General features: G+C 39.3%; 24 protein-coding genes and 1 tRNA gene. 5 read left to right on the plus strand and 20 right to left on the minus strand.

Annotated features, from left to right (window positions below; genetic code table 11):
- Positions 1 to 52: 52 nt before the first annotated feature.
- From ilvA to HMPREF1528_RS02095, 13 genes are all read right to left on the minus strand, one after another.
- On the minus strand, positions 53 to 1,240 hold the full coding sequence (gene ilvA / locus HMPREF1528_RS02035) for a threonine ammonia-lyase (RefSeq protein ID WP_016478436.1): 1,188 nt from the start codon (positions 1,238 to 1,240) through the stop codon (positions 53 to 55).
- A gap of 87 nt (positions 1,241 to 1,327) precedes the next feature.
- Positions 1,328 to 2,152: a leucine-rich repeat domain-containing protein gene (locus HMPREF1528_RS02040; RefSeq protein WP_016478437.1), complete on the minus strand. Its 825-nt coding sequence runs from the start codon at positions 2,150 to 2,152 to the stop codon at positions 1,328 to 1,330.
- Between the two features lie 8 nt (positions 2,153 to 2,160).
- Positions 2,161 to 2,973, minus strand: coding sequence for a leucine-rich repeat domain-containing protein (locus HMPREF1528_RS02045; protein WP_016478438.1), 813 nt, complete (start codon positions 2,971 to 2,973; stop codon positions 2,161 to 2,163).
- A 728-nt stretch (positions 2,974 to 3,701) separates the two neighbouring features.
- Entirely contained in the window at positions 3,702 to 4,538 is an 837-nt protein-coding gene (locus HMPREF1528_RS02050; protein WP_016478439.1) for a leucine-rich repeat domain-containing protein, read from the minus strand.
- A gap of 125 nt (positions 4,539 to 4,663) precedes the next feature.
- Entirely contained in the window at positions 4,664 to 4,966 is a 303-nt protein-coding gene (locus tag HMPREF1528_RS02055) for a type II toxin-antitoxin system RelE/ParE family toxin (RefSeq protein WP_016478440.1), read from the minus strand.
- Positions 4,957 to 5,127: a hypothetical protein gene (locus HMPREF1528_RS02060; RefSeq protein ID WP_009418193.1), complete on the minus strand. Its 171-nt coding sequence runs from the start codon at positions 5,125 to 5,127 to the stop codon at positions 4,957 to 4,959. The genes HMPREF1528_RS02055 and HMPREF1528_RS02060 overlap by 10 nt, the downstream gene beginning before the upstream one ends.
- 125 nt (positions 5,128 to 5,252) lie before the next feature.
- Positions 5,253 to 6,074, minus strand: coding sequence for a mechanosensitive ion channel family protein (locus HMPREF1528_RS02065; protein ID WP_009420349.1), 822 nt, complete (start codon positions 6,072 to 6,074; stop codon positions 5,253 to 5,255).
- A gap of 297 nt (positions 6,075 to 6,371) precedes the next feature.
- Positions 6,372 to 7,055 (minus strand): hypothetical protein, encoded by a 684-nt coding sequence (locus tag HMPREF1528_RS02070; protein ID WP_016478441.1) that lies wholly within the window; start codon positions 7,053 to 7,055, stop codon positions 6,372 to 6,374.
- Between the two features lie 19 nt (positions 7,056 to 7,074).
- Complete coding sequence (locus HMPREF1528_RS02075; protein WP_016478442.1) at positions 7,075 to 7,770, minus strand: hypothetical protein; 696 nt, start codon at positions 7,768 to 7,770, stop codon at positions 7,075 to 7,077.
- Positions 7,771 to 7,785: 15 nt separating this feature from the next.
- On the minus strand, positions 7,786 to 8,298 hold the full coding sequence (locus HMPREF1528_RS02080) for an STM3941 family protein (protein ID WP_016478443.1): 513 nt from the start codon (positions 8,296 to 8,298) through the stop codon (positions 7,786 to 7,788).
- A gap of 22 nt (positions 8,299 to 8,320) precedes the next feature.
- Complete coding sequence (locus tag HMPREF1528_RS02085) at positions 8,321 to 8,980, minus strand: hypothetical protein (protein ID WP_016478444.1); 660 nt, start codon at positions 8,978 to 8,980, stop codon at positions 8,321 to 8,323.
- Between the two features lie 113 nt (positions 8,981 to 9,093).
- On the minus strand, positions 9,094 to 12,129 hold the full coding sequence (locus HMPREF1528_RS02090) for a class I tRNA ligase family protein (protein ID WP_016478445.1): 3,036 nt from the start codon (positions 12,127 to 12,129) through the stop codon (positions 9,094 to 9,096).
- A gap of 190 nt (positions 12,130 to 12,319) precedes the next feature.
- Positions 12,320 to 12,970, minus strand: coding sequence for a hypothetical protein (locus HMPREF1528_RS02095; RefSeq protein ID WP_016478446.1), 651 nt, complete (start codon positions 12,968 to 12,970; stop codon positions 12,320 to 12,322).
- Between the two features lie 610 nt (positions 12,971 to 13,580).
- Here HMPREF1528_RS02095 and HMPREF1528_RS11945 point away from each other — a divergent pair.
- The 4 genes from HMPREF1528_RS11945 (at position 13,581) to HMPREF1528_RS02115 (ending at position 17,673) form a co-directional block, all read left to right on the plus strand.
- A complete protein-coding gene (locus HMPREF1528_RS11945) occupies positions 13,581 to 13,871 on the plus strand; it encodes a hypothetical protein (protein WP_232211449.1) in 291 nt (96 codons plus the stop codon).
- A 267-nt stretch (positions 13,872 to 14,138) separates the two neighbouring features.
- Complete coding sequence (locus HMPREF1528_RS13175; protein WP_410492501.1) at positions 14,139 to 14,384, plus strand: DDE-type integrase/transposase/recombinase; 246 nt, start codon at positions 14,139 to 14,141, stop codon at positions 14,382 to 14,384.
- A 124-nt stretch (positions 14,385 to 14,508) separates the two neighbouring features.
- Positions 14,509 to 14,748 (plus strand): integrase core domain-containing protein, encoded by a 240-nt coding sequence (locus tag HMPREF1528_RS12850; protein WP_255348472.1) that lies wholly within the window; start codon positions 14,509 to 14,511, stop codon positions 14,746 to 14,748.
- Positions 14,749 to 15,603: 855 nt separating this feature from the next.
- The gene (locus HMPREF1528_RS02115; RefSeq protein ID WP_016478447.1) at positions 15,604 to 17,673 is read left to right on the plus strand and encodes a GDSL-type esterase/lipase family protein; all 2,070 of its coding nucleotides are present in this window, start codon (positions 15,604 to 15,606) and stop codon (positions 17,671 to 17,673) included.
- A 374-nt stretch (positions 17,674 to 18,047) separates the two neighbouring features.
- Here the strand turns inward: HMPREF1528_RS02115 and HMPREF1528_RS02120 are convergent, their stop codons facing one another.
- The 3 genes from HMPREF1528_RS02120 to HMPREF1528_RS02130 all read right to left on the minus strand — a co-directional run bounded on the left by HMPREF1528_RS02120 (position 18,048) and on the right by HMPREF1528_RS02130 (position 22,710).
- A complete protein-coding gene (locus HMPREF1528_RS02120; RefSeq protein ID WP_016478448.1) occupies positions 18,048 to 19,130 on the minus strand; it encodes an OmpA family protein in 1,083 nt (360 codons plus the stop codon).
- Between the two features lie 45 nt (positions 19,131 to 19,175).
- Entirely contained in the window at positions 19,176 to 20,462 is a 1,287-nt protein-coding gene (locus tag HMPREF1528_RS02125) for a leucine-rich repeat domain-containing protein (RefSeq protein ID WP_016478449.1), read from the minus strand.
- A 946-nt stretch (positions 20,463 to 21,408) separates the two neighbouring features.
- A complete protein-coding gene (locus HMPREF1528_RS02130; protein ID WP_016478450.1) occupies positions 21,409 to 22,710 on the minus strand; it encodes a hydroxymethylglutaryl-CoA reductase, degradative in 1,302 nt (433 codons plus the stop codon).
- A gap of 131 nt (positions 22,711 to 22,841) precedes the next feature.
- Here HMPREF1528_RS02130 and HMPREF1528_RS02135 point away from each other — a divergent pair, with 131 nt between their 5' ends.
- Positions 22,842 to 23,516: a porin family protein gene (locus tag HMPREF1528_RS02135; protein ID WP_016478451.1), complete on the plus strand. Its 675-nt coding sequence runs from the start codon at positions 22,842 to 22,844 to the stop codon at positions 23,514 to 23,516.
- A gap of 106 nt (positions 23,517 to 23,622) precedes the next feature.
- Here the strand turns inward: HMPREF1528_RS02135 and HMPREF1528_RS02140 are convergent.
- The 4 genes from HMPREF1528_RS02140 to HMPREF1528_RS02155 form a co-directional block, all read right to left on the minus strand.
- Positions 23,623 to 23,695: transfer RNA gene (locus HMPREF1528_RS02140), tRNA-Phe, on the minus strand.
- 175 nt (positions 23,696 to 23,870) lie between these two features.
- On the minus strand, positions 23,871 to 24,587 hold the full coding sequence (locus tag HMPREF1528_RS02145; RefSeq protein ID WP_016478452.1) for a pyridoxine 5'-phosphate synthase: 717 nt from the start codon (positions 24,585 to 24,587) through the stop codon (positions 23,871 to 23,873).
- A 12-nt stretch (positions 24,588 to 24,599) separates the two neighbouring features.
- Positions 24,600 to 25,100, minus strand: a complete 501-nt coding sequence (locus HMPREF1528_RS02150) for a hypothetical protein (protein WP_009417051.1) — start codon at positions 25,098 to 25,100, stop codon at positions 24,600 to 24,602.
- A 12-nt stretch (positions 25,101 to 25,112) separates the two neighbouring features.
- Positions 25,113 to 25,352, minus strand: coding sequence for a NifU family protein (locus HMPREF1528_RS02155; protein ID WP_009421579.1), 240 nt, complete (start codon positions 25,350 to 25,352; stop codon positions 25,113 to 25,115).
- Positions 25,353 to 25,401: the final 49 nt, after the last annotated feature.

Here is a 25,401-nt window from a genome sequence, read left to right on the forward strand (position 1 = left end):
CCTTTGGCAAAGTCTTTTTTAGTAAATCTAAAAGCGTTTGTCTTACTAACAACTACTTAGCGGTAATTTCGTACCCTTTATCTTTAAAAGCTCTTACCAACTGCTGGATATGGTCGGTACCGTTGGTCTCTACCGTAATAAGCACTTCTTTATCGCGGAAACGAGAGAGATTCTTAAACTGGTTGTGAGTGAGTTTAACTACATTAGCTCCCACTTCTGCAATAATTTGAGTAATCTTAGCGAGTTCACCGGGGTAGTCAGGAATGCTTACCGAGAAGTTGAAAATTCGGTCTCTACTCACCAATCCTTTGCCTATCATCGAAGATATCATTAGCACATCTATATTGCCCCCACTTACTACAGGGACAACGTTCTTACCGCGGTCAGTGAGTTTTTTGAGTGCAGCCAAAGGTAATACGCCTGAGTTCTCAGCGATAAGCTTGTGCTTTTCTGCCAATAGCAAGAAAACTTCCGTAAGTTCATAGTCATCTACGGTCACCACTTCGTCTACATACTTCTTGATAAAGTCAAAATTTAACTCTCCTATGCGCTTTACAGCAGTGCCATCAGCAATGGTATTGGCTTCGGGTAGGCTAACAAGCTTATTTTTCTTGAGCGCTTCAGTTGCCGAAGCAGCTCCTGAGGGTTCTACACCTACAATCTTAATATCGGGTTTGAGCTGTTTAGCAGCGCAAGCAATCCCCGAGATAAGTCCACCACCACCTATAGGTACAACTATCACATCGGTGTTAGGCAGTTCTTCCAATATCTCTAAGGCGATAGTACCTTGTCCTTCCAACACATCAGGGTCGTTGAAAGGGTGTACAAACACGTAGCCTTCTTTCTCTTCTAGCTCTTTCGCTTTTTGGTAAGCATCGTCGTATACATCGCCGTAGAGCACTACTTCAGCACCGTACTTTTTGGTAGATTGCACTTTGATAAGAGGCGTAGTTTTAGGCATTACAATCACGGCTTTGATACCCAATTCACGTGCTGCGTAGGCAACGCCTTGTGCGTGGTTTCCTGCTGAAGAAGCAATAACTCCTCGTTTTTTCTCTTCCTCGGTGAGTTTAAGGATTTTGTTATAAGCGCCACGAATCTTAAAAGCTCCTGTCTTTTGAAGGTTTTCGGGCTTGATGTAGATTTTGTTGCTAGATTCTTCTGAGAAGAGCGGACTATAAATAAGGTGTGTAGGGAGGAGCACACTCTTGAGGTGCTCACGTGCTGTGGTAAAGTTCATAATTTTCAAATAGTGTTAATAATTAACGTCTCTTCAATATAGTATAATTGTACCCCTATTAATCGCCTGTGTGGCTCACACTTATACTTATGGTTTGGGATATATCTTATCAGAAAAAGCACTCCAAAAAGTAGCTCTTTTGTATTGCTCTACCGAGCCTTTAGGTACGTATATCTTTTCTATACGAGTAGCCCTAAACGGGTTATTCACTAAGGCAGGAGGGTTTACTGCATTAATCGTTACTGTTTTAAGTTGTTGGCAATACCAAAAAGCATCATACCCTATAGTCTTCAGTGTTGCAGGCAAGACAACACTCTTCATCTCCGTACACCCCGAAATTCCCACAGTTTCTATATCAGTGAGTCCAGTATTTTCTAAGTTAATTTCTTTTAGATAATTCCACCCAATAGCGCCAAATCCTAATATTTCTACTTTATTGAAGTGTAATTCTTCGAGATTATAAGACATTGATAACACGCTATAAGGCAGTTCCTTTACATTGGGCAGGATAAGTTTTCTGATTTTTGTCTTGAAGAAGGCTTTTTCACCAAAAACTACCGTAGCCTTCGTGTTAAAGATAACCTCACCGCTGAGGTTTGCTTCTTCAAAAGCACTCTCTTCTATCTCCTTCAAGTTATTCGGAAAAGTAATCGACTGTAAGTTCTGATGTTCTTTAAAAGCCTCTTTCCCGATAGTGTTCACATTTCTGAGTTTCTCATCAGCTTGCATATCAAGCACTGTAGTATTCGCATTCTTCCATTTTATGAGTGTACGCCCATCAGCGCTGAGCTCATAATCAGCGGTAGAGTTACCGTTGTTGTCATCATCACTCTTCCGACAGCCCACCAAAGCAATCCCTATAAGAGCTAATAATAAAACCTTTCTCATTTTTAAATTTCCTAATTTTCTCATTCTTTAATTTAATTAATTGCCTGTATTTTCTCCGCGAAATCTTTCCAGCCTGCCGCTTTTTTGTATTGTTCTACCGAACCCTTAGGCACATAAATAGTAGGTATCACACTTTTATCGTTAGTGCCAAAGATACTGTTAATATGTAAGGCAGGTGGATTTACCGCTTTAATAGTAAGCTTTTTCAGCACTATGCATTGCCAAAAAGCATCCGATTCTATTCTGGCAAGCGTCTCAGGTAAAGTAATCTCTTTTAGCTTCCACATCCCCACAAAAGTGCCGTGTCCTATTTCAGTAAGCCCCGTTTCCTCAAAGGTAAGCGAGGCAGCATTGCAATCTCTCAGCGCAAAATCACCTAATTTCTTTACTTTGTTAAAAGTAACCTCTTTTAAATCCCTACAAACTGAAAAAGCATTGATACCTAACACACTCATATTGGGGAATGTTATCTTTTTCAGATGAGTGTGGTAGAAGCACTTTTCGCCAAAATCAACGGTAGTTTTCGTGTTAAAGACAACCTCACCGCTGAGGTTTGCATCCTCAAAAGCACTCTCTTCTATCTCCTTCAAGTTATTCGGGAATGTAATCGATTGGAGGTTCTGATGCTCTTTAAAAGCCCCTTTCCCGATAGTGTTTACGTTTCTGAGCTTCTCATCAGCTTGCATATCAAGCACCGTAGTATTCGCATTTTTCCATTTGATAAGCGTGCGCCCATCAGCGCTGAGCTCATAATCAGCGGTAGAGTTACCATTGCTGTCATCATCACTCTTCCGACAGCCCATAAAAGCAACCATTGCCAAAGCCAATAATAAAACTTTTCTCATTGTATAATTATTTTTTTATCGTATTTATCAATTTTTGTAAGTTACTAATTTTCTCATTTTCAATTTTACTAATCCACTAATTTCCCATCAGCTCGTCGCACTATAACCTCACATTACCTCCGTCATTCGTCTCTTGTCATTCGTCATTTCTTCCCCTCCGCTGGCGCGAGCTTTTAGCTCGTGCTCTCCCTTGCTAATTTTCTAATTTGTTAATTCTCTAATTATCCCTTTTCCTTTCCGTCATACTCCCCCTAGTGCCTATGGCCTAAGGCCTATCACCTATTCCTCTTTCTTTCGCCTCGAAACCCTATTTTTACCATTTTTAGCCTTGTTGTATTATACTATTAATCAACTTTTTATATACCCTTTCTATACCAATCGTCCAAGCTTCCTATAAGCTTCCTATAAGCTCTCTATAAGCTAACCCCACCCTCCTTATAGCCTTTTTTCACCAAAACTTCTCTCAGCTCACTTCCGTTCTTTTCCGACATCTTTCGAAAGCTCCTAACAGTCCCAGTATATCACTTTTTCATCTCAAACTTTGGCAAAGTTTTAAACTTTGCCAAAGTTGATTATCGGTAGGTATTATTAACATTTCTGGTATTATTGACATTTACTCCATTTACTAATCTGTTAATTTCCTCATTTTCTCATTCTCTCATTTCTCCCCCGCCTGTGTGGCTCACACCGCCCGTCGTGCTACGACTGCCTGTGCGGCTCGCACCTAATTATTTTGGTATCAACTGAATCTTATCAACTAAATTTTTCCAATTGTTATCCCCTTTGTATATATCCAATAAATCCTTAGGTTTTCTGGGGATATAAAAAGTAGGAAACTTAGTTTTAGCTATCCCAGAAAAAGGATCTCCCTCTAAATATGGCGGGTAAAGCGCAAGAATAGTAACACTCTCTAACGAAGTACAGTTCGCAAACGATTTATCTCCTATCGTCTTTAAGTTCATAGTTACCGAAAGGATTGCCTTTTTCAAAACTTTACAGTTAGCAAAAGCCTCTTTCCCTATATGAGTAACTCCCGCATCTGTTAAATCTACTAATTCAAGAGTTCCACAAGACGAAAAAGCCCCATCTCCTATAATACCCGTCCTTTTAAAAGTAACTTCTTTCAAGTTTCTACAATCAGCAAAAATCCGGTTAGATAACGCTTTAGTATTAGGGAGCACCACTTTTCTAATATTCGAACGATAAAAAACCCTTTCGCCAAAAACAACGTTTGAATAAGAGTTGAAGTTTACGCCATCACTGAGGTTTGTTCCTGAAAAGGCTTCAGAACCTATTTCTTTTAAATTATCCGAAAAAGTAATCGCTCTTAAACTTTTAAGGTCTTTAAAAGCATTTTCGGCAATAGTGTTTATTTTCCGCAAATTGCTATCCCCTTGCATATCAATAGAAATAGTACTACTATTAGTCCATTTTATTAAGGTAAGACCATCAGCACTGAGAGTGTAGTCATTAGGCGATACGTTTACCTCGTTACCGTTGTCATCGTTCTTACGACAACTCACCAAAGCAATAGCCACGAAGGCAAAAAAGAAGAATTTTCTCATTGTAAAATCATTTTTATGATGTTAAAGACGCCACAAAGGTACTAAATAAAGAACAATTAACAACGAAATATTCACAAAAAAAATACCGACTATCTTTGTAGCCGGTATCTGTATGTTTTTTCTTTTTAAAAATCAAATAAATCTAAGCTATTAGGATTTCTTCGATTGTCCCAAAAAGAAAGAATACGAATAATATTGTTTTCTACTCTGTAAAAAATAGAGTAATTATAAAATACTAAAACAGAACGGACATCTTCATATCCTTGTTCTATAGGCCAGATGTATGGATTATCAATAAGAGATTTAACTACTTTTTGTGCCTCTGTATTCAGTTTTACTGAATAAGTATTACTTTTGTTCCGTTTTTTCCAATAAACAAGAATTTCTTTCAGCTCCTCCTTTGCTTTAGAAGTCCAAACTACGACCATAATATCGCATTCATTTCTTGTTCTACATCTTCTTGAGGAATATGTAACCCTGCCTTATCTTCCTCCAAACCTTTTTGTATACTATACTTTTTCGCTTCTTTTTGTTGTTTAAGAAGGAGGTCGTCTTCAGTTAAGATATTATCTATAAGCTCTGCGTCCATAGTCTTTTATGTTTTTACGTTGCAAAAATATAAAATAAAGAACAATTAACAATGAATAAAAGACAATTTTAATCACTAATCATTAACCATTAATCACTAATCATTAACCATTAATCACTGCCTCTCTACTGATGCACTTGCACTTGTGGGAATGGTATCTCTATACCAGCTTCGTCGAAGCGGTTTTTGATAGTCTCTAAAGTACGGAATATACACCCTGCGTGCTCGGAAGTCAAGCACCAATAGCGCAGTGAAAGGTTCACCGAGCTATCAGCCAATTCCTCTACATACACCACAGGTTCAGGGTCAGGCAAGGCTTTGGGCTCTTCTTTAGCAATTTGCAGGAGCACTTCGCGAGCTTTTTGAATATCCGAACTGTAACCTATGCCTACTAACACGTACACCCTGCGCTTCTCTTCCCTACTGTAATTGATAATACTATTGCTAAAAAGTTGGGTATTGGGGATAATCGCCTGCTCGTTGTTGGCTTTGTTAAGGGTTGTAGCAAAGAGTCCAATGGTTTTTACTGTCCCTTTTTCGCCATTACCTTCAATGGTATCGCCTACGCGGAAAGGTTTAAAGATAAGAATCATTATCCCGCTCGCAAAGTTGGATAGCGACCCCTGTAAGGCTAACCCCACTGCTACAAAACCACTGGTAATAATCGCGATAAACTGAGTCGCAGGCAAACCTATCACTTGCACGATAGTAAGGAACAGAGCAATATAGAGGATCCACCGTACTACTTGCAAGAGGAATCCCTGCAAAGCGAGGTCTACTCCACGGCGTACCATCAAGCCTTTAAGGAGTTTTGCAATAAACCGAATAATGTATCGCCCTATAAAATAAAGCGCAATTGCCCACAATAGTGTAGGTGCAAATTTAATAAGTCCAGTAATCCACTCTTTAATGAGTCCTTCAAAATCCGCAGTCGAAAAATCATTCATTTTTGTTTGTTTTATTTTTTAGTTTCTAAATCTCACCAGCCTCTCTCTTCCCTCTGTCCTATCTCGATTGATGCGCAAAAATACAAACTAATTCCCAACCGCCAAAATTCCCTACAACTCTCTTTTGATGTTTTTCGTTTCTCTCTGATAATTCAGGAACTCTTCAACCCTCTCCGAAAACTCCGACCAAACTCTCTTCCCATTTCACAAGGCGTAGCCTTAATTTTGTTTGATTTTTGTTTAATTTCTGAGGCACAGCCTCATTCCTCTAATTCAAGCTCGCACCTCATTTGCTAATTAGAAAGTTCGTATTTTCGGGTTATATTTTTTAATGATTTGCAAGAGATAAGACAATGTCTCGCGCGACATTGTAATCCTTGTGACTTTAGGCGATTTGATTTTTACATATAAACCATTTTTGCTATAACCCCAATCTATATCTGTGATTTTAGCAGGGTCAATTTCACGAATTGCATAGAAGATAAAGAAGTACAGTTGCTTGTTGCATAACACAAACGGCGGATTGTAGCGAGTGAGAACAAATAGACTATCTTTTACTTTTAACAGCAAGTCGAAATCACTATCGCTCATTTGTTCTACCAGCATACGCAGAGCTTTTTCGTTGCGCTTGAACACATAAGAAAGGAGGTAATACACCAAAAAGGGAATAAGTAAAGAAAGGAGGGTTTCCCCTATTATTTCATCAGGAAACAACAAGTGTAGCACCTCTACACCTTCTTGTATCATCAGCACAAGATAAAGAAACAAAGGCGCTAAAAAAATCACGATAATAATACCGGTAACCCACAAGCGGAACTTACGTACCTTTTTCAAATAAGCCTCCCGCTTTTGTGACAGTTGGTGCTGAGGACGATAAAGTGCCAAGCGCTCTTCGAATTCGTTTTTGCGCAACATCGTAAAGTACATAAAAACCAAGAGAAGCACCAACGAAATAAAACAGAGTAAATAAATTATGTCCATAATTTTAAGTAAGAGTTATTTATTTGGACTTTGTATATTGTTCAACGATTGGCAAGAAATAAGAAAACGTTGTGGGGGATAGGGTAAACATCGTTCTCTTAGGAGATTTGAGGCGTATAAAAATACTATTCTTATTATTTTCCCAATTTATCTCGATTATTTGAGTAAGGTCAATTTTTCTAATTGCATAGAAGAGAAAAATATACAACTGATTGTTACACAATACAAACGGAGGACTATACTTACTGATAGATGACAAACTATCTCTTACCTTGAGGAGTGTTTCAAAATCAGTATCACTCATTTGTTCCAAAAACATACGTTGAGCTTTTTCATTGCGCTTCAGCACATAGGTAGCAAGGTAATACGCCAGAACAATAGGTATAAGGACAAGAAGGACAAACAATATGAGTTTCTTAATTTTATTAAAGATTACCATATATACACTGCCTATTTCCTCAAAATCCTCTTTGAACATTACAAAAATCAAAATTAATAAAAGAAAAGAAAATAGCACCAGCAAAACAATAGAAGCATATTTGCGGTATTTGTGCGCCCCCTGCATATAGGTTTCACGCTTTTGTGAAAGCTGGTGAGTAGGACGGAAAAGCACTAATCGTTCTTCAAAGGCGTTTTTCCGTATTATCGTAAGGTACAGAAAGAAGCCTATAAAAATCACTAAGGGTACCAAACAGATAATGTAAACTGTGTCCATTTTTTTAGGTAAGAATTAAGAATTGCCGTATTTAGCAAAATACTCATTGATAAGCCTTTCTAATTCCTCAAAAGTGATTTTGAGTTCGCTATTGTCGATTTGAATTCCTTCAAACCTATTCCTTATCTCTTCACTTTTGATTCTGCTCAAGTAGTTTTCAGGGTGTTTGAGTTTGATATGGATGTGTATTCCATAGAATTTCATTCTGCCTATAGCAGCTATTTCGTTCCAAGGAATTTCACCTACCCATTTACCTACAAGACTCACATTGCTTTTGAGGTACTCAGGAGTGAGTATTACACCTCCTTTGCTTCTCTTTAACGATAATAGTCCTTTTATTCCCATAAAAAAGAGAATAATGGTTACTATCAATAAAACTAAAAAGAATGCTAAATAGTATAGGTTTAGGGTATCAGCTGATAAAATAAGAGCGATAACACCTGCTACACCAAGGATTATAAGAACATAAATGCCTGTGAGTTTCAGCATTTTCTTTTTGCTGAACGGAATGATGATAGTATCGTTCATTTTTTTTTATTTAGTTAATAGGTTATTTTAAAGTTTTTATTTGAGCATTAGGATTGTATTTCTCGATAATCTCTACCAAGAGAGGGTATATATTCCTATACATAGTAATTCGAATAGATTTTATCGATTTAATATGTAGAAATAATCTCCCTCCCCTAGCATAAACAAAACTTACTTCTTTTATTGTTGTAGGATCAATCTCCTCAACGGTAAGAGAAACAAATAAGTACAGCTTATCTTTACAAAGTATAAAAGGAGGAAAGTATTTGAAGAGAAATAATTCTTTTTGTACACTCTGCAATAGCCGAAAGTCGCTATCACTCATTTGTTCTAAGAGTGCTTGCTGGTTTTTTATATTTCTTTTTAAAATACGATATAGTAAATAAATAGCCAAACACTCTATTGCTATTAGAAAAATTAGAAGAAGAAAAATGATAGGAATACCAACATCAGCTAATAGAAAAGCACATATAACCATTAACGGAAAGCTAACAAACAAGCCTATAACTACGCTCGCTTTTTTGATATATCGTTCTGCACCCTTTATATATTCCCGTCTTTCGGAGGAAAGAAGGCGGGGGGTATGATAGGCTAAGCGTTTTTCGAAATTACTTTTGTACTGCACAATAAAATATACCGAAACAACTACAAGTACGAATATGAGAATGATTATGGAATTCATTGTATATATACTTTTATTTTAATTTAGAGCGAAGTTTTATTTTTTAAACCCTCAATAATAGGACTACAACAAAAAAAGAGGCTTCTCTACTGAGGAGAAGCCTCTTTGTATTATTACATTACAATATTGATAATCCTATTAGGCACTACAATTATCTTTTTAGGGGTGTTGCCTTGTAGCTGTTCTGCGGTTTGAGGATCGGCGAGGATGGCTTGCTCTATCTCTGCCACACTCATACTGGTAGCATAAGCGCGTTTGAAGCGTACTTTGCCATTGAACGATACGGGATATTCCTTACTGTCCTCTTGCAAATACTTATCCTCGTGTACGGGATAAGGTGCATAAGTTACGCTTTCAGTATTTCCAAGCCTTTTCCAGAGCTCTTCGGCGATATGTGGAGCGAAAGGTGCTACCAATACCGCAAGAGGTGTTAAAACGTCTCTATGGTGGCATTTTAGCGATGATAACTCATTCACACATATCATAAACTGACTCACCGAGGTATTGAATGAGAAATTCTCGATATCTTCATTTACCTTTTTAATCGTTTTATGCAGTGCTTTGAGCATTTCGGGTGTAGGGGCTTCATCGGTTACTTGCCAGCCGTTATCATTGAAATACAAACGCCATAGCTTGCGCAAGAAGTTATATACCCCCGAAATACCTGCCGTGTTCCAAGGTTTGGCTTGTTCCAAAGGACCTAAGAACATTTCATACAAGCGCAAAGTATCAGCACCGTATTGCTCGCAAATATCATCGGGGTTTACCACATTGTATTTGGATTTCGAAATTTTACCTAATTCTTCTTCTGTATAAAACTTGAAATCTTCTAAAGGTAATGGTTCTCCATTATAATTCAAATACTGCTTATCAGTTAAGCGTAAAAATCCTTCTTTTGTTACAAAGATAGGATACTCAAATCTCATCCACTTAGCATACTCTGAAACTCCTTCAATATCAAGATAGGAAGGCTTATCAGGATATTCGTAGTTTGAAACATATTCAATAGGTATTGGTAACTTCTGAATATTTTCAGATATTTTAGTATCAAGATCAAACTGAAAAGATTTCTCCAAACTATTTTTGTCAAAAATTATAGTGAACGATCCTTTTACTTTATCTGGAACAACAGGAACACTATCGCTATAAATTTTATAATCATTACCACGTACTCTACCATTGCTATTTGTTTCTCTAAAACAACTTTCTATAAACCCTTGTATCATACCCTGATTAATCAGCTTTTTAAATGGTTCTTCAGTAGGAGCAAAACCGCGGTCTTTGAGGAATTTATTCCAGAAGCGAGAGTACAAGAGATGCCCTGTGGCGTGTTCGCTACCTCCTACGTATAGGTCTACGCTTTGCCAATAGTCTACTACGGCTTTGGTAGGGAAGGTTCCACGTGCGTCTTTTTCCATCATATACTCTAACCAATACCAAGAAGAGCCCGCCCAACCTGGCATTGTATTCAATTCTAATGGGAATATGGTTTGATTATCAATCAACTCGTTGCTCACTACCTTATGGTTTGCGGTATCCCACGCCCAAGTGGTTGCATTGCCCAATGGCGGGTTGCCCTCTTCGGTAGGGAGGTATTTCTCTACTTCGGGTAGGAGAATAGGGAGGTGCTCCTCTCCTATCATCTGTGGCAAGCCGTTTTCATAGTATACTGGGAAAGGTTCGCCCCAATAACGCTGACGTGAGAAGACAGCATCGCGGAGACGGTAATTCACTTTGGCTTTGCCTGCTCCTTTGGCTTCTAAGGCAGCTAACACTTTGTCAACCGCTTCGTCAAAGTTATTGCAACCATTGAGGAAATCCGAATTTTGGTAAGTCATTCCCTCTTTGTCGGTAAAGGCGTTTTCTGAAATATCTTTATCGAAGATGTTAATCATTTCTGGCATTCCTTTAGCCCCTTTGAAGTGTTTAGCAAAGGCATAATCGCGGTCGTCGCCAGCAGGCACTGCCATAACAGCTCCCGTACCATAGCTTGCTAACACATAATCACCTATCCAAATAGGAATTTGCTTTCCGGTAAGTGGGTGCAGAGCATACGCCCCTGTGAAAGCTCCTGATACGGTTTTGGTGTCTGCCATACGGTCGCGCTCCGAGCGTTTGGCAGTAGCTGCGATATAGGCTTCTACCTCAGCGCGTTGCTCCTCAGTAGTAATTTGCAATACTAAGGGGTGCTCGGGAGCAAGGGTAAGGTAAGTAACACCGAAGAGGGTGTCGGGTCTTGTAGTAAATACAGTGATTTTACCGTCGTTATTAGCCACTGAAAAATCAATACTTGCTCCTACTGATTTCCCTATCCAGTTGCGTTGGCTTTCTTTGATGCTTTCACTCCAATCGATGGTGTCTAATCCTTGCAAGAGGCGTTCGGCATAGGCGGTGATACGCATACTCCATTGAGTCATCTTCTTGCGAATCACTGGGTGACCACCACGCTCGGATACGCCATTGACTATCTCGTCATTAGCCAAAACAGTTCCTAAGGCAGGACACCAGTTTACTTCGGTTTCTGCCAAGTAGGTAAGTCGGTATTTTAGTAAATGACGTTGTTTGCTTTCAGCTGTCATTGCGTGCCATTGGGCAGCAGTGAAGGTTGGGGTATCGTCGTCACAGGCAGCATTTACCTTGCTATTGCCTTCTGTTTCAAAGAGAGCGATAAGCGTTTCGATAGGCTCTGCTTTGTTGGTTGCGTTGTTATACCACGAATTAAACAACTGTATGAATATCCACTGGGTATGACGATAGTAATCGGGGTCGGAGGTCTTTACTTCGCGACTCCAATCAAAAGAAAAGCCCATTTTATCTAATTGTTCGCGGTAACGGGCAATATTCTGTGCCGTAGTGAGGGCTGGATGTTGCCCTGTTTGGATAGCGTATTGCTCGGCAGGTAAACCGAAGCTATCATACCCCTGAGGGTGCAACACATTAAAGCCTTTGTGACGCTTGTAGCGAGCCACGATGTCGCTGGCGATATAGCCCAGCGGATGCCCTACGTGTAAGCCCGCCCCTGAGGGGTAAGGGAACATATCGAGCACGTAGTACTTAGGTTTGGTACTGTTGTTTTGGGCTTTGAAAGTTTGGTGTTTAGCCCAATATTCTTGCCAAAAGGCTTCTATTTCTTTGTGATTGTAAACCATTCGTCGTTAATTTGTGGATTTGTCAATTAGCAACTTTGCCAATTATGGTGCAAAGGTATGAAGTAATTAGCAAATGAGCAAATTTAGGGATTGGCAAATGCTGAGAAGTAGGAAAATAGAAATCTTTGCCAAGATTATAAAACCTTGGCAAAGATGAAGAAAGTTTATGTTTTTCGATTAACTTATGTTTCTAAAAACGTGGGAGTTTTTCAGGGATAATGTGTGCTGTGTCGTACCCTGCAAAGTGTTTTAGGTAGTTTTGCAACGTAGTACCATTGCCATCGGCAAAGGCATAGCGTCCTTTTTTCTTCAAATATTTTTTTACTGATTGTGCTCCGACTAAGTGAGCTGCGGCTAATATGCCTGACTCGGTAATTTCTATACCGTTAATTTTAGTGCCTACGTATTGCTTGATTTCATTGCGCAAATACCATTTGTTGCGCTGAAGACTAAGGGTAAAAAGTCGTTCTTGTTGTTCGGGGGAATTGAGGAATTGCTGAGCGTCTTTTACTCCGTAGAACTGCAAAGCTGATTTTCCGAATTGATATTTCCCCATATAGCCAAACCTATTCACTATAAAATAATTGCCTCGTGACTCGCGGTAGGCTAAGGCTTCTTTAAAGCCTATAAAACTTTTTCCTACTTGTGGTGGATTTAAGGAAAACAGATTGGGTTCGCTTGTTATTTCTTTTGGCATAGCGGTAACCAAACGAGGTATATCTACTACAAAGCTGGGCGGTACTACGGTAGTTCTCTCTTCGTCACTTTTTACAGTAAAACCCAACATAAAAAATACGGCCATCATCACGGCACAATAATACCTCTTTTTTACATTTTTCATAAAAATTGTTTTCTTTAAGACTTACATCTGTTCTTCAGAAGAAGTACACCTGCTTAAAATTATTTCGGGGGCAAAATTACAAAAAAAATGCCAAATGCAACTATTTTGGGTTATAATTTTATCGATAGTGCTATAAGAGTTCTTGATAGCTACCTTCTAAACATTAGTAATTACAAGGGTCGTAGCACGACGGGCGGGGGAGAAATTAGAGAATTTGGAAATGAGAGAATGAGGATTCTCAGTTTATTCAACTTTGCCAAAGTTAACTTCCCATTATGCTACGACCCTACATTTCCTTCACTTTTTCCGTCACACTCCCCCTAGTGCCTATGGCCTAAGGCCTATCACCTCTTCCCTTTTCTTTCGCCTCGAACCCCTCTTTTTACCATTTTTATACTCGTTGTATCATGTTATGAGTCAACTACTTATACACCTTTTCTATACCAATCGTCCAAGATTCGTATAAGCTTCCTATAAGCTCTCTATAAGCTAACCCCACCCTCCTTACACCCTTTTTTCATCAAATGTCATATTCTGAAATAGGTTTACACTAAAAACCATAAAAAGATATGACAAAAGGGAGGAAAGAAACAGTTCGGTACAGTTTAAGTTGAGTATCGTAGAAGAGATAGAGAAAAACGGATTGAGTATTGCAAACTGCCGACGCAAGTACGGCATTGGAGGAAGTACAACGATTCAAAAATGGCTCAAAAAGTATGGTAAAAATCACTTATTAAATAAAATAGTACGCGTGGAAACAATTGATGAAATCAGGGAGCTTCAAGCTCTTAAAAAGGAGTTAAAAGCCCTTAAAGAGGCTTTTGCTGAAACGACTTTAGAGAATAAAGTTTATAAGACTTATTTTTCAAATTCTTGGTCAGGAAACAGGAATGGGCGATGAAATAAAAAAAAAGTTAGAACAAGAGTTATTGAAGTACTTTCCAAAACAGAAAAGATAAGCGCTCTTTGCAAGTGTTTTGGTATTAGCAGACAAGCTCATTATAAAGCAGTTAAATTGTTTAAGGAGGTAGCACTCAGAGAGAGTATAATTATTGAGATGGTACAGGAAATACGTCGAGAACTGCCCAAGATAGGAGGAAAGAAGCTTTATTATATGTTATCAGATAAGATACATCAGGTAGCAAAAATAGGGAGAGATAAGTTTTTTATGATATTGAATAATAATGATTTACTTATTCAAAGGAAGAGGAGTTATACCCGTACGACCTATTCTAATCATTCTTTTAGAAAGTGGACAAATCTTGTTAAAGATGTAGAAGTGAGTGCTAAAAATCAAGTATGGGTAAGTGATATAACTTATATTCGCACCTTAGAAGGTTTTAGGTATTTATCGCTTATAACTGATTTATATTCAAGAAGGATAGTGGGATATTGTTTAAGTAATAGTCTATAGTCTATCTATTGAAGGGTGTTTAGAGGCTTTGAAGAAGGCTTTAAAAGGGAAGAAAAAGTCAGAGTCTTTAATACATCATTCGGATAGAGGAGTTCAATATTGTAGCAAAGAGTATATATTGTTATTGCAAAAAGAGCACATTCAAATTAGTATGACTCAGGAGAATCACTGTTATGAAAATGCTCACGCGGAGCGTATCAATGGAATTCTCAAGCAAGAGTTTAATTTAGGAGTTACTTTTAATACTGAACAACAGGCTCTTAGTGCGGTATGCTCGGCTATAAAGACATATAATCAAAAACGTCCTCACTATGCATTGAACTTAAAAACTCCTGATCAGGTGTACTTTCAAAAGGTAGCTTAATAAGAAAATTTGACTAATAAAATAATAATTAATTATGACAACCTTTTTTAGGACGTGACAGTTATCCCCTATTGTCTACGGCCTAAGACCTCACACTTCCCATTTACCTCCGCAGGCGCGAGCTTTTAGCTCGTGCTTTCACTTCTAATTTGCTAATTTTCAAATTTGTTAATTCCCTAATTATCCCCTCTCCTTTCCGTCGCCATATTCCCCCTTTGAAAGGGGGGTAGGGGGGATGTTATCCCAAGATAACGACTGCTGGATATGTGTATAGGAGGATGTTTTTACCACATTTCCTTTGATTTTCCGTCATACTCCCTCCTATTGCCTATGCCCTAAGGCCTAGTGCCTCTTCCTCTTTCTTTCGTATCGAAATCCCGTTTTTACCATTTTTTGCATCGCTGTATTATACTATGAGTCAACTTTTTATATACCCTTTCTATACCAATCGTCCAAGATTCGTATAAGCTTCCTATAAGCTCTCTATAAGCTAACCCCACCCTCCTTACAGCCTTTTTTCATCAAAAACCCTACTTCCCCTCTTTTGAATTTCTCCGTTTCCTTCCGATAGCTCAGATGTCTCACTTTTAGAGGTATACACTTTGCCAAAGTTTTTGCCTGTGCGGCTCGCACCTTTGGCAAAGTTGATTAGTGATATTATTGGTATTATTAGAATTTCTGGTACTATTGGTATTATTGGCATTTACCTCATTTCCTCATTCTCTCATTTCCCTGCCCGTGCGGCTCGCACCTCATTTTCTCATTTCCTAATGTTATTTGTATACAACCTAACACTTTTTTTCTTACCTTTGTAGCTTAATATAAAACATTGTTACTTTCTAAGTATACTAACCAATGAAAAAGCAACTTTTCTTTATCACACTCTTACTCCTTACCGCCTTTGCTTGCGCACAAAAAAAGCCTATTAAAGTGGCGTGTGTAGGCAATAGTATTACCTATGGCTATGGCATTGAAAACCGCGAACAAAACAGCTATCCTTCGGTGCTTCAACGTCAGTTAGGAAAAGGCTATGAGGTGGAAAACTTCGGTCATTCAGGAGCTACTTTGCTCAGCAAAGGGCATAAGCCTTACATTCAGCAAGAAGAATACAAAAAAGCACTTGCCTTTGCAGGAGATATTGTGGTCATTCACTTAGGTATTAACGATACCGATCCCCGCAACTGGCCTAACTACCGCGATGATTTCGTAAAAGATTATCTGTCTCTCATTGCATCGTTTAAAAAAGCGAACCCCAAAGCGCGTATCCTCATCGCTCGTATGACCCCACTCGCACATCGGCATAAGCGATTCGAATCTGGCACCCGCGATTGGCACGCCGAAATGCAACAAGCCATAGAGCGCATCGCTAAGCAAGCGGGCGTTCAGCTTATCGACTTTCACGAGCCTTTATATCACTTTCCTCAAATGCTCCCCGATGCGGTACACCCTAATGTTCAAGGAGCGGCTATCTTGGCACAGGTAGTCTACAGTGCCATTACAGGCGATTACGGAGGCTTGCACCTCCCCGCTATCTATTCCGATAATATGGTGTTGCAACACGGCATACCTCTCACTCTGGGCGGTATCGCCAATACAGGTACTAAAATCACTGTGAAGATAGGCAAACAACAACTCACCACTACCGCCGATAGCAATGGCAAATGGCAGGTAACCTTATCGCCACTTACTGCCAAAGAAACCTATACGCTCCAAATTACAGCAGGAAAAGAAAAACGCACCTTTACCAATGTAGTAGCCGGCGAAGTATGGCTTTGCTCAGGGCAATCGAATATGGAGTTTTATATGAATCAAACTTCTACGGGCGAAAAGGATATTCCGCAAGCCGATAATCCTAATATCCGCCTGTTTGATATGAAAGAAAGGTGGCGTACCGACCCCGTAGAATGGAATCCCTCAGTATTAGATTCGCTCAACCATTTACAATATTACCGCCCTACTCAGTGGCAAGTGTGCTCTCCTAAAACAGTAAGCCATTTTTCTGCGGTAGCTTATTACTTCGGGCGTACTCTCCAAAAAGATTTGGATATGCCTGTGGGGCTCATTTGCAATGCTGTGGGGGGCTCACCTACCGAAGCGTGGATAGACCGCCGTACTTTGGAATATAACTTTCCAAGTATCCTTTATAATTGGCGTGAGAATGATTTTATAATGGATTGGGTGCGCTCTCGTGCTTCCGAGAACATCAAAAAGTCTACGGATAAACTCCAACGTCACCCCTATGAGCCTGCTTATTTATTCGAAGCGGGAATACTCCCTTTAAATCATTATGCTATCAAAGGGGTAATATGGTATCAAGGCGAATCGAATGCGCATAACAAGGACGCTCATAGCAAGTTATTCCCTCTATTGGTGAAGAGTTGGCGCACTGAGTTTGGCAATCCACAAATGCCTTTTTACTACGTACAGTTATCTAGTATCAACCGTCCGTCGTGGGGTTGGTTTAGAGACAGTCAACGTCGATTGATGAAAGACATACCACACAGCGGAATGGCAGTGTCTTACGACCACGGTCACCCCACCGATGTACACCCAAAGAACAAACAACCCATAGGCGAACGCTTAGCGCAATGGGCTTTGAATGATACTTATGGCAAGACAAATATAATCCCTTCAGGACCTTTGTTCCGTTCAGCGACTTTCAGTGGGAAAGTAGCCACAGTTTCTTTTCAGTATGCACAAGGCTTGCACACCGCCGATGGTAAGCCCTTACGCGGTTTTGAACTTTCTGACGGCAATGGTATTTTTTATCCTGCTACCGCCGAAATAGTAGGTGAAGAAGTGAAAGTAACCAGCGACCAAGTCGCTACCCCTAAAACCGTGCGCTACGGCTTTACCCCTGTTACCGACGCCAATTTAGTAAACCAAGCCAACCTCCCGGCTAGTACCTTTACAAGTGAAGAATAATGGTTAGTGGTTAACGATTAGTGATTAATATAAAATTGTCGCTTTTGCATCGTGTTTCCTCCTCTATCCCCTAATTTCCTAATTCTCTAATTTTCTGCCTGTGCGGCTCGCACCTCATTTCCTAATTCTCTAATTTTCTGCCCGTGCGGCTCGCACCTACGACTAAATAAGGCTTCCCGATATCTCATCAGGAAGCCTTCATTACTGTATAATTTAAATAGTTGCGGTGAAGAAAAATATCACCTTATGAAAAAAACCTTCTTATTTTTGGTCTTAAAATGATGTTCTTAAAAACTCCCACAGAGGCTAAAAACAGTTTTTGTTTATCATTGTGATGAAGTTCTATCGCCTATTTCTGTGGGAGACTGCCATTACTACTGATTATCTTTCACTACGTTTATTTCCACCCTACGGTTAATTTCCTTTCCACGTTCAGTCTCATTGCTCTCAATAGGTCGTGTTTGTCCATAACCTTTGGCGTCGAGGCGTTTTTTGCTTACACCGTGGCGTGAAAGGTATTGTTTGATAGCATCAGCACGGTCTTGTGAGAGTTTGAGGTTGTGCTCAGGAGTCCCGGTGTTATCAGTATGACCTTCTACTACAAAGTTAAAATCAGGGTTCTCGTTCATAATGATAGCAATGTTATCCAAGATAAACTCAGCCTGTGGTTTCACTACCGATTTATCAGTGTCGAACAAGATAGTCTTAGCATAAAGGTTTATCTGTTTCACCACGCGTTGGGTACGAGCTTCGCGTTCTTCTGCCGTTTCCACACGAGTAATCGCTTTGTTAGCCGATACGCGTTTGCGCTCTTTCTTTACCTTAGGTTCTTTTACCTTGGTGCGTTCTACGTGGTCTACAATAGGATTCTCACGGGCAGTAAGAGGCAATTTAAGCACTACACCAGCACCCCATTGGTAGTAGTCGTGACCGGTTCCACCTCCTACGTTGTAGGCAGTGTTCACATTGGCACCTACTACATCAGTAAACCAGAAGTTCACTCCTGCACCAGCGATAAACTTAAACTTGCTCTCGTTATCTACTGAGGCAACGCCTACACCCACTTGTGGATATGGGTCAAGCCAAGGCAATCCGTTCCATAAGCGGTTTAGGTGATAACGACCACGTACATCAAAAGCCCAATAACTCTTCGCATTGGTGAGTTTCGTTTCCTCTACATCGGGGAAGTAATTTTGGTCTTTCTTAATACTTGCATAAGCAAAACCTGCTTCGGCAGTAATACCTTTTTTGATATATCGAGCAGCATTCACGCGGAAGCCCACATTCATATCAGGATACCCGAACCAGTCTTTTATTACACTTCTTTCAGGTACTTTAAAGTCTACGGTGCTCACGCCCGCTCCTACGAGCCAAGGGCGGTAGTTATCTTGTGCTGATAACACACCTGTGCTAAGGGTTGCTAAGGTAGCAACCATAAGTATTTTTATTCTGTTCATTCTCGTTTTGTTTTAGAAATTAGTTTGTCGTTACACGCGCTTTTCTTACATTCCTTTTATTCCCCCTTTAAACGTTTGTTCTACCCAAGGGAATTTAAGTTTCCAGTCATTCACATAAGCACTTGGCACATACAATGTTGTATTGTTACCCTCTTGCATTACCTGAGAACTCATTGAAATAGCTCCTGGTGTAGTGGAGGCTATACGCACTTCTCTTAACTCTTTAAGGAAAAGGTAACTGTCAAGACTTTTTACTTTAGTTCCCATTGTAATAGACTGTAAGGTTGTAGGGAAGGAATAATAAGAACTGTTACCACTAATCCTCTCTATTTCAGGCAAATTGATACGTTTGATTTTCGTTCCGGCAAATGCTCCATTATCTATATATTTTACTTTATCCGCCACAACAGTTACTAAGTTTTGAGAATTATAAAAAGCAAATGAACCAATATCTTCTACATTGTTAAGGTCTATCTTTGTAATAATAGGGTTGCGGTAAAGTTCGAATCCATTTGGAGAAACGTTGGGATCATAATAACCATATGTAACCGTTTTTACTGTGTAAGGTACTTTTGGTGGGTTTTGCAACATATCAAAACTGCGCTGGGTAACGTATACATTGCTAGAAAGTCCTGCTAAAACGGTACCATTATTGTTGGTACTCCAAAATTTAGTTACGCGTTTAATAGTTACCACACGGTCTTCCGCATTGGCTTTTGTCAATCTAAAGGTAATAGGGGTTGTCTCATCGTAATGGTTTTTAGCCGTTACTTTTAATAAAGTACCTGTTTGCTTAATGGTTACCCTTTCGCCGGCACCATCTGGTTTTAAAGTAGAGGCATCGTAAGTAAAGCCTTCGGGAACCTCTATGTCTACATAGTCCTTAGCGTCTTTGGTAGTTTTGTCACCGTCAATATTCTCAATAGTAAAGGTGTTTCCTTTCCAACCTCTGTCACGTTCGCCCACTATTACAGTAAGGGTAGCAGTAATGCCTACCCCATCAGCAGTTTTATCGGTGATACGAATATCGTGACTGCCTGTACTGCCGTCTTCAGCTTCAATAACAAGAGAAGGAGAGGGGTCTGTACTCTTGCTTACACTCAAATAACCCGTAGGGGCTTCATAAGTGAAGTTATCAGTCGCACCGTCAATAGTAACCGTGCGTATTTCTTTTTCTTGCATATGGATAGTGTGTGTAGCACCATTGCGGAAGAAAAAGTTGGTCTCGGTGCTAGAACGCGGTTTCTCGCCTACACCGTCATCGGCTTCTGATTTGCATCCTACTAAAGTAAGTGCTGTAAAAGCTACTAATGCAAAGATGTTTTTTCTCATATTTCTTTTCGTTTTTTAGTAAAAATTGAACATTGCAAAGTTAAGGGGGTTGTCAAGTACTTGCCAAACTTTTTAAGATTAATTTAACGCGTTTTACCTCAATGACGTACTAATGACGTAGTTTTTTAACAATTGTTAAGAAAAATTATTTATCCACGTAAAATAAGAGCTTGCAAGGGGTCTTGCTTTACTAAAAATCACTTAAAAACTCCCTAAAATTGCATTTGTAACCTATTGTTCTCTAATTATTTACTAAATCTTGTAGTACTTTTGACGTAGTACCCAAAACATACTAAAAAATTACTCTTTTATATAATTTCCATTTTTTCCTCACTTTTCAGCCCTTTTTCCTCTATTTTTCCTCATTTTCTTCCTGTAATTCTTCCTCGTTATTCCTCATTGTTATTTCACAAGGCGTAGCCTTGATACTATTTTTAACGTCAGTTCGATATATACAACATTAATTTACAATCGTCCTTCTGTTACTGCTTCGTGAAAATCCAGCAATGCAGTTGCCAATCCGTGCGCATCACATTTGTCAATTATCAATTGTCAATTGTCAATTGAAAGACTGTCCGTGTAATCAGTCCGAGACTTTTAGGTCGCTTGCTATTTATTTGTTTGATTTGTAAAGATTTGTAAGATTCCTGTAGTGTAAGCTACACTTTTCTTATATCGAACTCACGTTAGTTATTTTATGTCCGATAAGTCTAACCAGTAGAACGAGAGATATTAGAAGATAGTAGTTCTATAAGTTCGATTAATGTTCAATTATAATTTAATTAATCATCATCGTAGACCCACTGTAGAGCCACTGTAGACCCACTGTAGAGCCACTGAAAACCCACTGTAGTTTCGTTTGAAGTTTATCTAAAGTCCATCAGAATTGGTTTGCAAATTTTGCGTCGCTACACTTTACCAAAGATTTGCCCGTGCGGCTCGCACCTCATTTCCTAATTTTCTTGAGAGCTTCGGCTACTTCGTTATATGTTACGGTTTTATCTTTAAAATAAGAAGAAAGTATGCGCTTCTCCTCTTCGGTAGCTCCTAATTGGTTAAAAATGTTGTTCAAGTGCATTTTCATATGCCCCTTCTGGATTCCCAGACTAATCAGCGAACTTACAGCCGAAAAGTTCTGTGCTAACCCCACACAAGCCACTATTTGCATTAACTCGCGAGCGTTAGGCTTTTCAAGGATTTCAAGAGCCGTTTTTACCAAAGGGTGCAATGTAGTAAGTCCGCCTACGGTGCCCAAAGCCAAAGGGAGTTCAAGGGCAAAGAAGAAAGTATCGCCCTCTATCCACGCAGCCGATAAACTCTTGTACTGCCCGCTACGAGCAGCATAAGCGTGCGCACCAGCTTCTATGGCACGAAAATCATTACCCGTAGCCAAAATAACCGAGTCAATACCGTTCATTATACCTTTGTTGTGAGTGGTAGCACGGTACACATCAGCATTGGCAATAGCAAGTGCTTGCACAAATTTCTTTGCAGCTTCAGCACCTTTTAAGTGGGCAATCTCCAACTCCTCAATAGGGCATTGCACTTTTGCGCGCACCAAACAGTTAGGCACATAGTTCGAGAGTATCGACATTACGATTTCATACTTATTACCGATAGAGGCGTCCCGTTCCGCTTCTTCTCTAAACGTCTGTGCAAAGGATTCTAAGCACGAATTGATGAAGTTCGCACCCATCGCGTCTAAGGTTTCAAAAGTAGCCGAAAGCTGATAATAGTGCGCCAAAGCTTCGGTTTTGTCCACTAAGGTAAGAGAAGTAATACCGCCCCCGCGTTTTTCCATATTAGCAGTAATGGGTTGTGCTTTAGCGAGCATCAAGGGTTGTATGTGGTTGAAGAAGTTTTCTAAATTAGTTTTTTCACCGTAGAAGAAGAAATGTACGTGTCCTGTTTTTTCGGTAGAAAGCACTTCGGTATGAAAACCACCACGGCTTTGCCAGAATTTAGCTGCCCTGCTAGCAGCTGCCACCACCGAACTCTCTTCAATAGCCATAGGTACAGTATAAGTGCGCCCGTTGATGAGGAAGTTAGGCGCTACCGCAAAGGGCAGATAGTAGTTAGAGACTGTATTTTCAATAAACTCGTCGTGCAGTTTTTGAAGGTCAGTATCAGCATTGTGGTACTTTTCAAAAAAAGATGCAGCATTCTCTATATTAGGGAAATAAGTATCGCAAAGCCAGGCAATCTTTTGGGCTTTGGTAAGTTTAGAAAAACCGTCTATCTGTTTCATCAGTTGTTAAGTATTAGAGTTCAGCTTTTAGTTTGGGAGGCAAAGGTAATAATAATTAATATATTCGCAAGTTTGTTCATTTACAAAATATTTTGTATCTTTGTACTTTAAATAACAAAAATCAATATAGAATGAAAAGAACAAAACTATTTTTAGCTGTAATGTTATTCAGCAGTATAGCGATGTTACAGGCACAAGTAAAGCCAGGTTTAGAAGTGAAAATAGGAGGCAATATAGCAGGACTTTATTATGCCGATTCTTCTAATAGTGATAGAACTTTTACCCCAGGTTTTCATACAGGGGCGTTGTTCAGTTTGAACTTCCCTACCGGACTCGCTCTTGAAACAGGTTTAATACTCAACACCAAAGGGCAAGCCTATGAGTATAAATATAAAGAAGGTAAAGAAAAACAAATCAGTGAGTTGCATTACACTTATGGTTATTTAGAGATGCCTTTTTATGTAGGCTATAAACTTAAACTCAGGAATGTAAAACTCGTTTGGAAAGCAGGTCCTTATGTAGCAGCTGCTTTGTGGGGCAATAGCCGTGAAGAATGGGCTTACTACAAGAAAGATAAGTTAAAGGACTATAAAGTAACCAATCGCCATTCCCTCAGCATAGGTAATCGTTCTTCTGATGATTTACGCCCTTTTGATGCAGGATTAAACTTAGCCACAGGCGTAGAAATCAAACGATTTACAGCAGGCATTCAGTACGGTATTGGTTTCAGCGATGTGCTCCCTAACCGTTCTGAGAGTACCTCAAACCAAGTGTTTAGCCTTTCAGTAGGATACAGAATATTTTAAATATGAAAGTATAAAATAAAAAACAAAAGCCTCAGCATTACGCTGAGGCTTTTGCAATTCCTAATCCTTAAAAATATGAAAAATTTCCTCTATGAAGAAGATCTCGTGGTACCTCCAGGAATCGAACCAGGGACACAAGGATTTTCAGTCCTTTGCTCTACCAACTGAGCTAAGGTACCTTCTTTCATTACGGGTGCAAAAGTAATACTATTTTCGAAACTTGCAAAATATTTAGTGATTATTTTCTAAGTTTTTTCACTACTTTTTTTCAATACTTTGACATTCAGAATAATTATTAAAGAGTTTTTGTGTAAAATTCTCTGCTTTTTTAGCTAATGAACCTTTCGTTATTTACTAATCTGCCAATTTATTTAGGTAGAGTTGTATTACATTTTCTAAACCTAAATAGAGTGCTTCACAAATAAGTGCGTGCCCTATGGATACTTCCGATAAATTAGGAATATTATCTTTGAAGTACTTCACATTGTCGAGATTCAAATCGTGTCCTGCATTGAGTCCTAATCCTACTTTTTGTGCTTCTAAGGCTGCTTTTATATAAGGGGCTATCTGGGTTCTATCGCCGCGAGCATACTCACGCGCATACCTCTCAGTATAAAGCTCCACACGGTCAGCTCCTGTGGTAGCGGCAGCCGTTACCATTGCTTCCATTGGGTCTACAAAAAGAGAGGTGCGAATGCCGTTGCGCTTAAATTCGGTAACTACTTCGGTTAAGAAACTTTTGTGTTTAACAGTATCCCAACCCGCATTAGAGGTAATAGCATCTTCGGCATCAGGAACAAGAGTTACTTGGGTAGGTTTTACTTGTAACACTAAATCTATAAACTTAGGGATAGGGTTGCCCTCAATATTGTACTCGGTGGTTACTACTTTTAGCAAATCGAAGGCATCTTGGTAGCGGATATGGCGTTCATCGGGGCGAGGGTGAATAGTGATACCTTCGGCACCAAACTGTTGTACATCTTTGGCTACTTGTAACAAATCGGGGATATTGCCTCCACGTGCATTGCGCAAGGTGGCAATCTTATTGATGTTTACACTTAGTTTTGTCATTGTTTTTTTGTATTATAAACTGTCTTGAGGTTGAGGTTGAGTCTCTTCCTCTTCTACTTCTTTACGAAGAATAGAATCTTTTTTGGTAGGAGTTGTCCTGTAAGCCTTAGGGTTGTATTTAGGGTCAGAGATGTTAAAGCTGGTAGTATCTTTGTCTTGTTGAGGTTTGATATTACCTACAAGTACCTTTTTCAGTGAAGCGAGATACTCATCATTACTTTGTATTTTACCTTCTAAGGAATCTACCCTAAAGAGCAAGTTTAAAGTCTCGCGTTTGTTTTCTACGGCAGTATACCCTAAGATATACTGACGCAAAGGTGAATAGATAATCAGCACGGTGGTGAGTGTAATGAGCACAAAGGCAAACAAGGAACCAAACACAAAGATATTAAGACGACTCAAACGGAAGGAGGTTTTCTCCTCATAAGTACTGTCGTCCATTACTACCAAGCGGTATTTACTGAGCCACTTGCGTTTCCAATATTCTTTTCTCGATTCTTTATTCGTTGCCATTATACTGATTAGTTATTCCACGCTGATTACCTTTTCTATTTGAGGTACAAACTCTTTGATAGTCATTTCCACTCCGCTTTTAAGTGTGAGTTGGTTTACTGAACAGTTAGTGCAAGTACCTTCTAATCGCACTTTTACGATTTTGCCATCTTCGATATCCACTAAAGAAATATCTCCCCCATCGTTTTGCAAATAGGGACGTATTTTATCTAAAGCTTTTATTACTTCTTGTTTAAGTTCTTCTGGGTTCATTGATATTAGGTGTTAAGAGTTAAAAGATAAAAGGTAAAAGGGTAAGTAT

Source organism: Capnocytophaga sp. oral taxon 336 str. F0502 (assembly GCF_000411575.1).
GTDB lineage: Bacteria > Bacteroidota > Bacteroidia > Flavobacteriales > Flavobacteriaceae > Capnocytophaga > Capnocytophaga ochracea.

Coding starts and splice junctions, on each gene's coding strand:
- ilvA (WP_016478436.1), bottom strand. CDS start 1,240: ATGAACTTTACCACAGCACGTGAGCACCTCAAGAGTGTGCTCCTCCCT.
- HMPREF1528_RS02150 (WP_009417051.1), bottom strand. CDS start 25,100: ATGGCAACGAATAAAGAATCGAGAAAAGAATATTGGAAACGCAAGTGG.
- HMPREF1528_RS02080 (WP_016478443.1), bottom strand. CDS start 8,298: ATGAACGATACTATCATCATTCCGTTCAGCAAAAAGAAAATGCTGAAA.
- HMPREF1528_RS02120 (WP_016478448.1), bottom strand. CDS start 19,130: ATGAACAGAATAAAAATACTTATGGTTGCTACCTTAGCAACCCTTAGC.
- HMPREF1528_RS02145 (WP_016478452.1), bottom strand. CDS start 24,587: ATGACAAAACTAAGTGTAAACATCAATAAGATTGCCACCTTGCGCAAT.
- HMPREF1528_RS02115 (WP_016478447.1), top strand. CDS start 15,604: ATGAAAAAGCAACTTTTCTTTATCACACTCTTACTCCTTACCGCCTTT.
- HMPREF1528_RS02055 (WP_016478440.1), bottom strand. CDS start 4,966: ATGGTCGTAGTTTGGACTTCTAAAGCAAAGGAGGAGCTGAAAGAAATT.
- HMPREF1528_RS02045 (WP_016478438.1), bottom strand. CDS start 2,973: ATGAGAAAAGTTTTATTATTGGCTTTGGCAATGGTTGCTTTTATGGGC.
- HMPREF1528_RS02065 (WP_009420349.1), bottom strand. CDS start 6,074: ATGAATGATTTTTCGACTGCGGATTTTGAAGGACTCATTAAAGAGTGG.
- HMPREF1528_RS02125 (WP_016478449.1), bottom strand. CDS start 20,462: ATGAGAAAAAACATCTTTGCATTAGTAGCTTTTACAGCACTTACTTTA.
- HMPREF1528_RS02075 (WP_016478442.1), bottom strand. CDS start 7,770: ATGGACACAGTTTACATTATCTGTTTGGTACCCTTAGTGATTTTTATA.
- HMPREF1528_RS13175 (WP_410492501.1), top strand. CDS start 14,139: ATGATATTGAATAATAATGATTTACTTATTCAAAGGAAGAGGAGTTAT.
- HMPREF1528_RS02050 (WP_016478439.1), bottom strand. CDS start 4,538: ATGAGAAAATTCTTCTTTTTTGCCTTCGTGGCTATTGCTTTGGTGAGT.
- HMPREF1528_RS02060 (WP_009418193.1), bottom strand. CDS start 5,127: ATGGACGCAGAGCTTATAGATAATATCTTAACTGAAGACGACCTCCTT.
- HMPREF1528_RS02130 (WP_016478450.1), bottom strand. CDS start 22,710: ATGAAACAGATAGACGGTTTTTCTAAACTTACCAAAGCCCAAAAGATT.
- HMPREF1528_RS02135 (WP_016478451.1), top strand. CDS start 22,842: ATGAAAAGAACAAAACTATTTTTAGCTGTAATGTTATTCAGCAGTATA.
- HMPREF1528_RS02090 (WP_016478445.1), bottom strand. CDS start 12,129: ATGGTTTACAATCACAAAGAAATAGAAGCCTTTTGGCAAGAATATTGG.
- HMPREF1528_RS02070 (WP_016478441.1), bottom strand. CDS start 7,055: ATGGACATAATTTATTTACTCTGTTTTATTTCGTTGGTGCTTCTCTTG.
- HMPREF1528_RS02095 (WP_016478446.1), bottom strand. CDS start 12,970: ATGAAAAATGTAAAAAAGAGGTATTATTGTGCCGTGATGATGGCCGTA.
- HMPREF1528_RS02155 (WP_009421579.1), bottom strand. CDS start 25,352: ATGAACCCAGAAGAACTTAAACAAGAAGTAATAAAAGCTTTAGATAAA.
- HMPREF1528_RS02085 (WP_016478444.1), bottom strand. CDS start 8,980: ATGAATTCCATAATCATTCTCATATTCGTACTTGTAGTTGTTTCGGTA.
- HMPREF1528_RS02040 (WP_016478437.1), bottom strand. CDS start 2,152: ATGAGAAAATTAGGAAATTTAAAAATGAGAAAGGTTTTATTATTAGCT.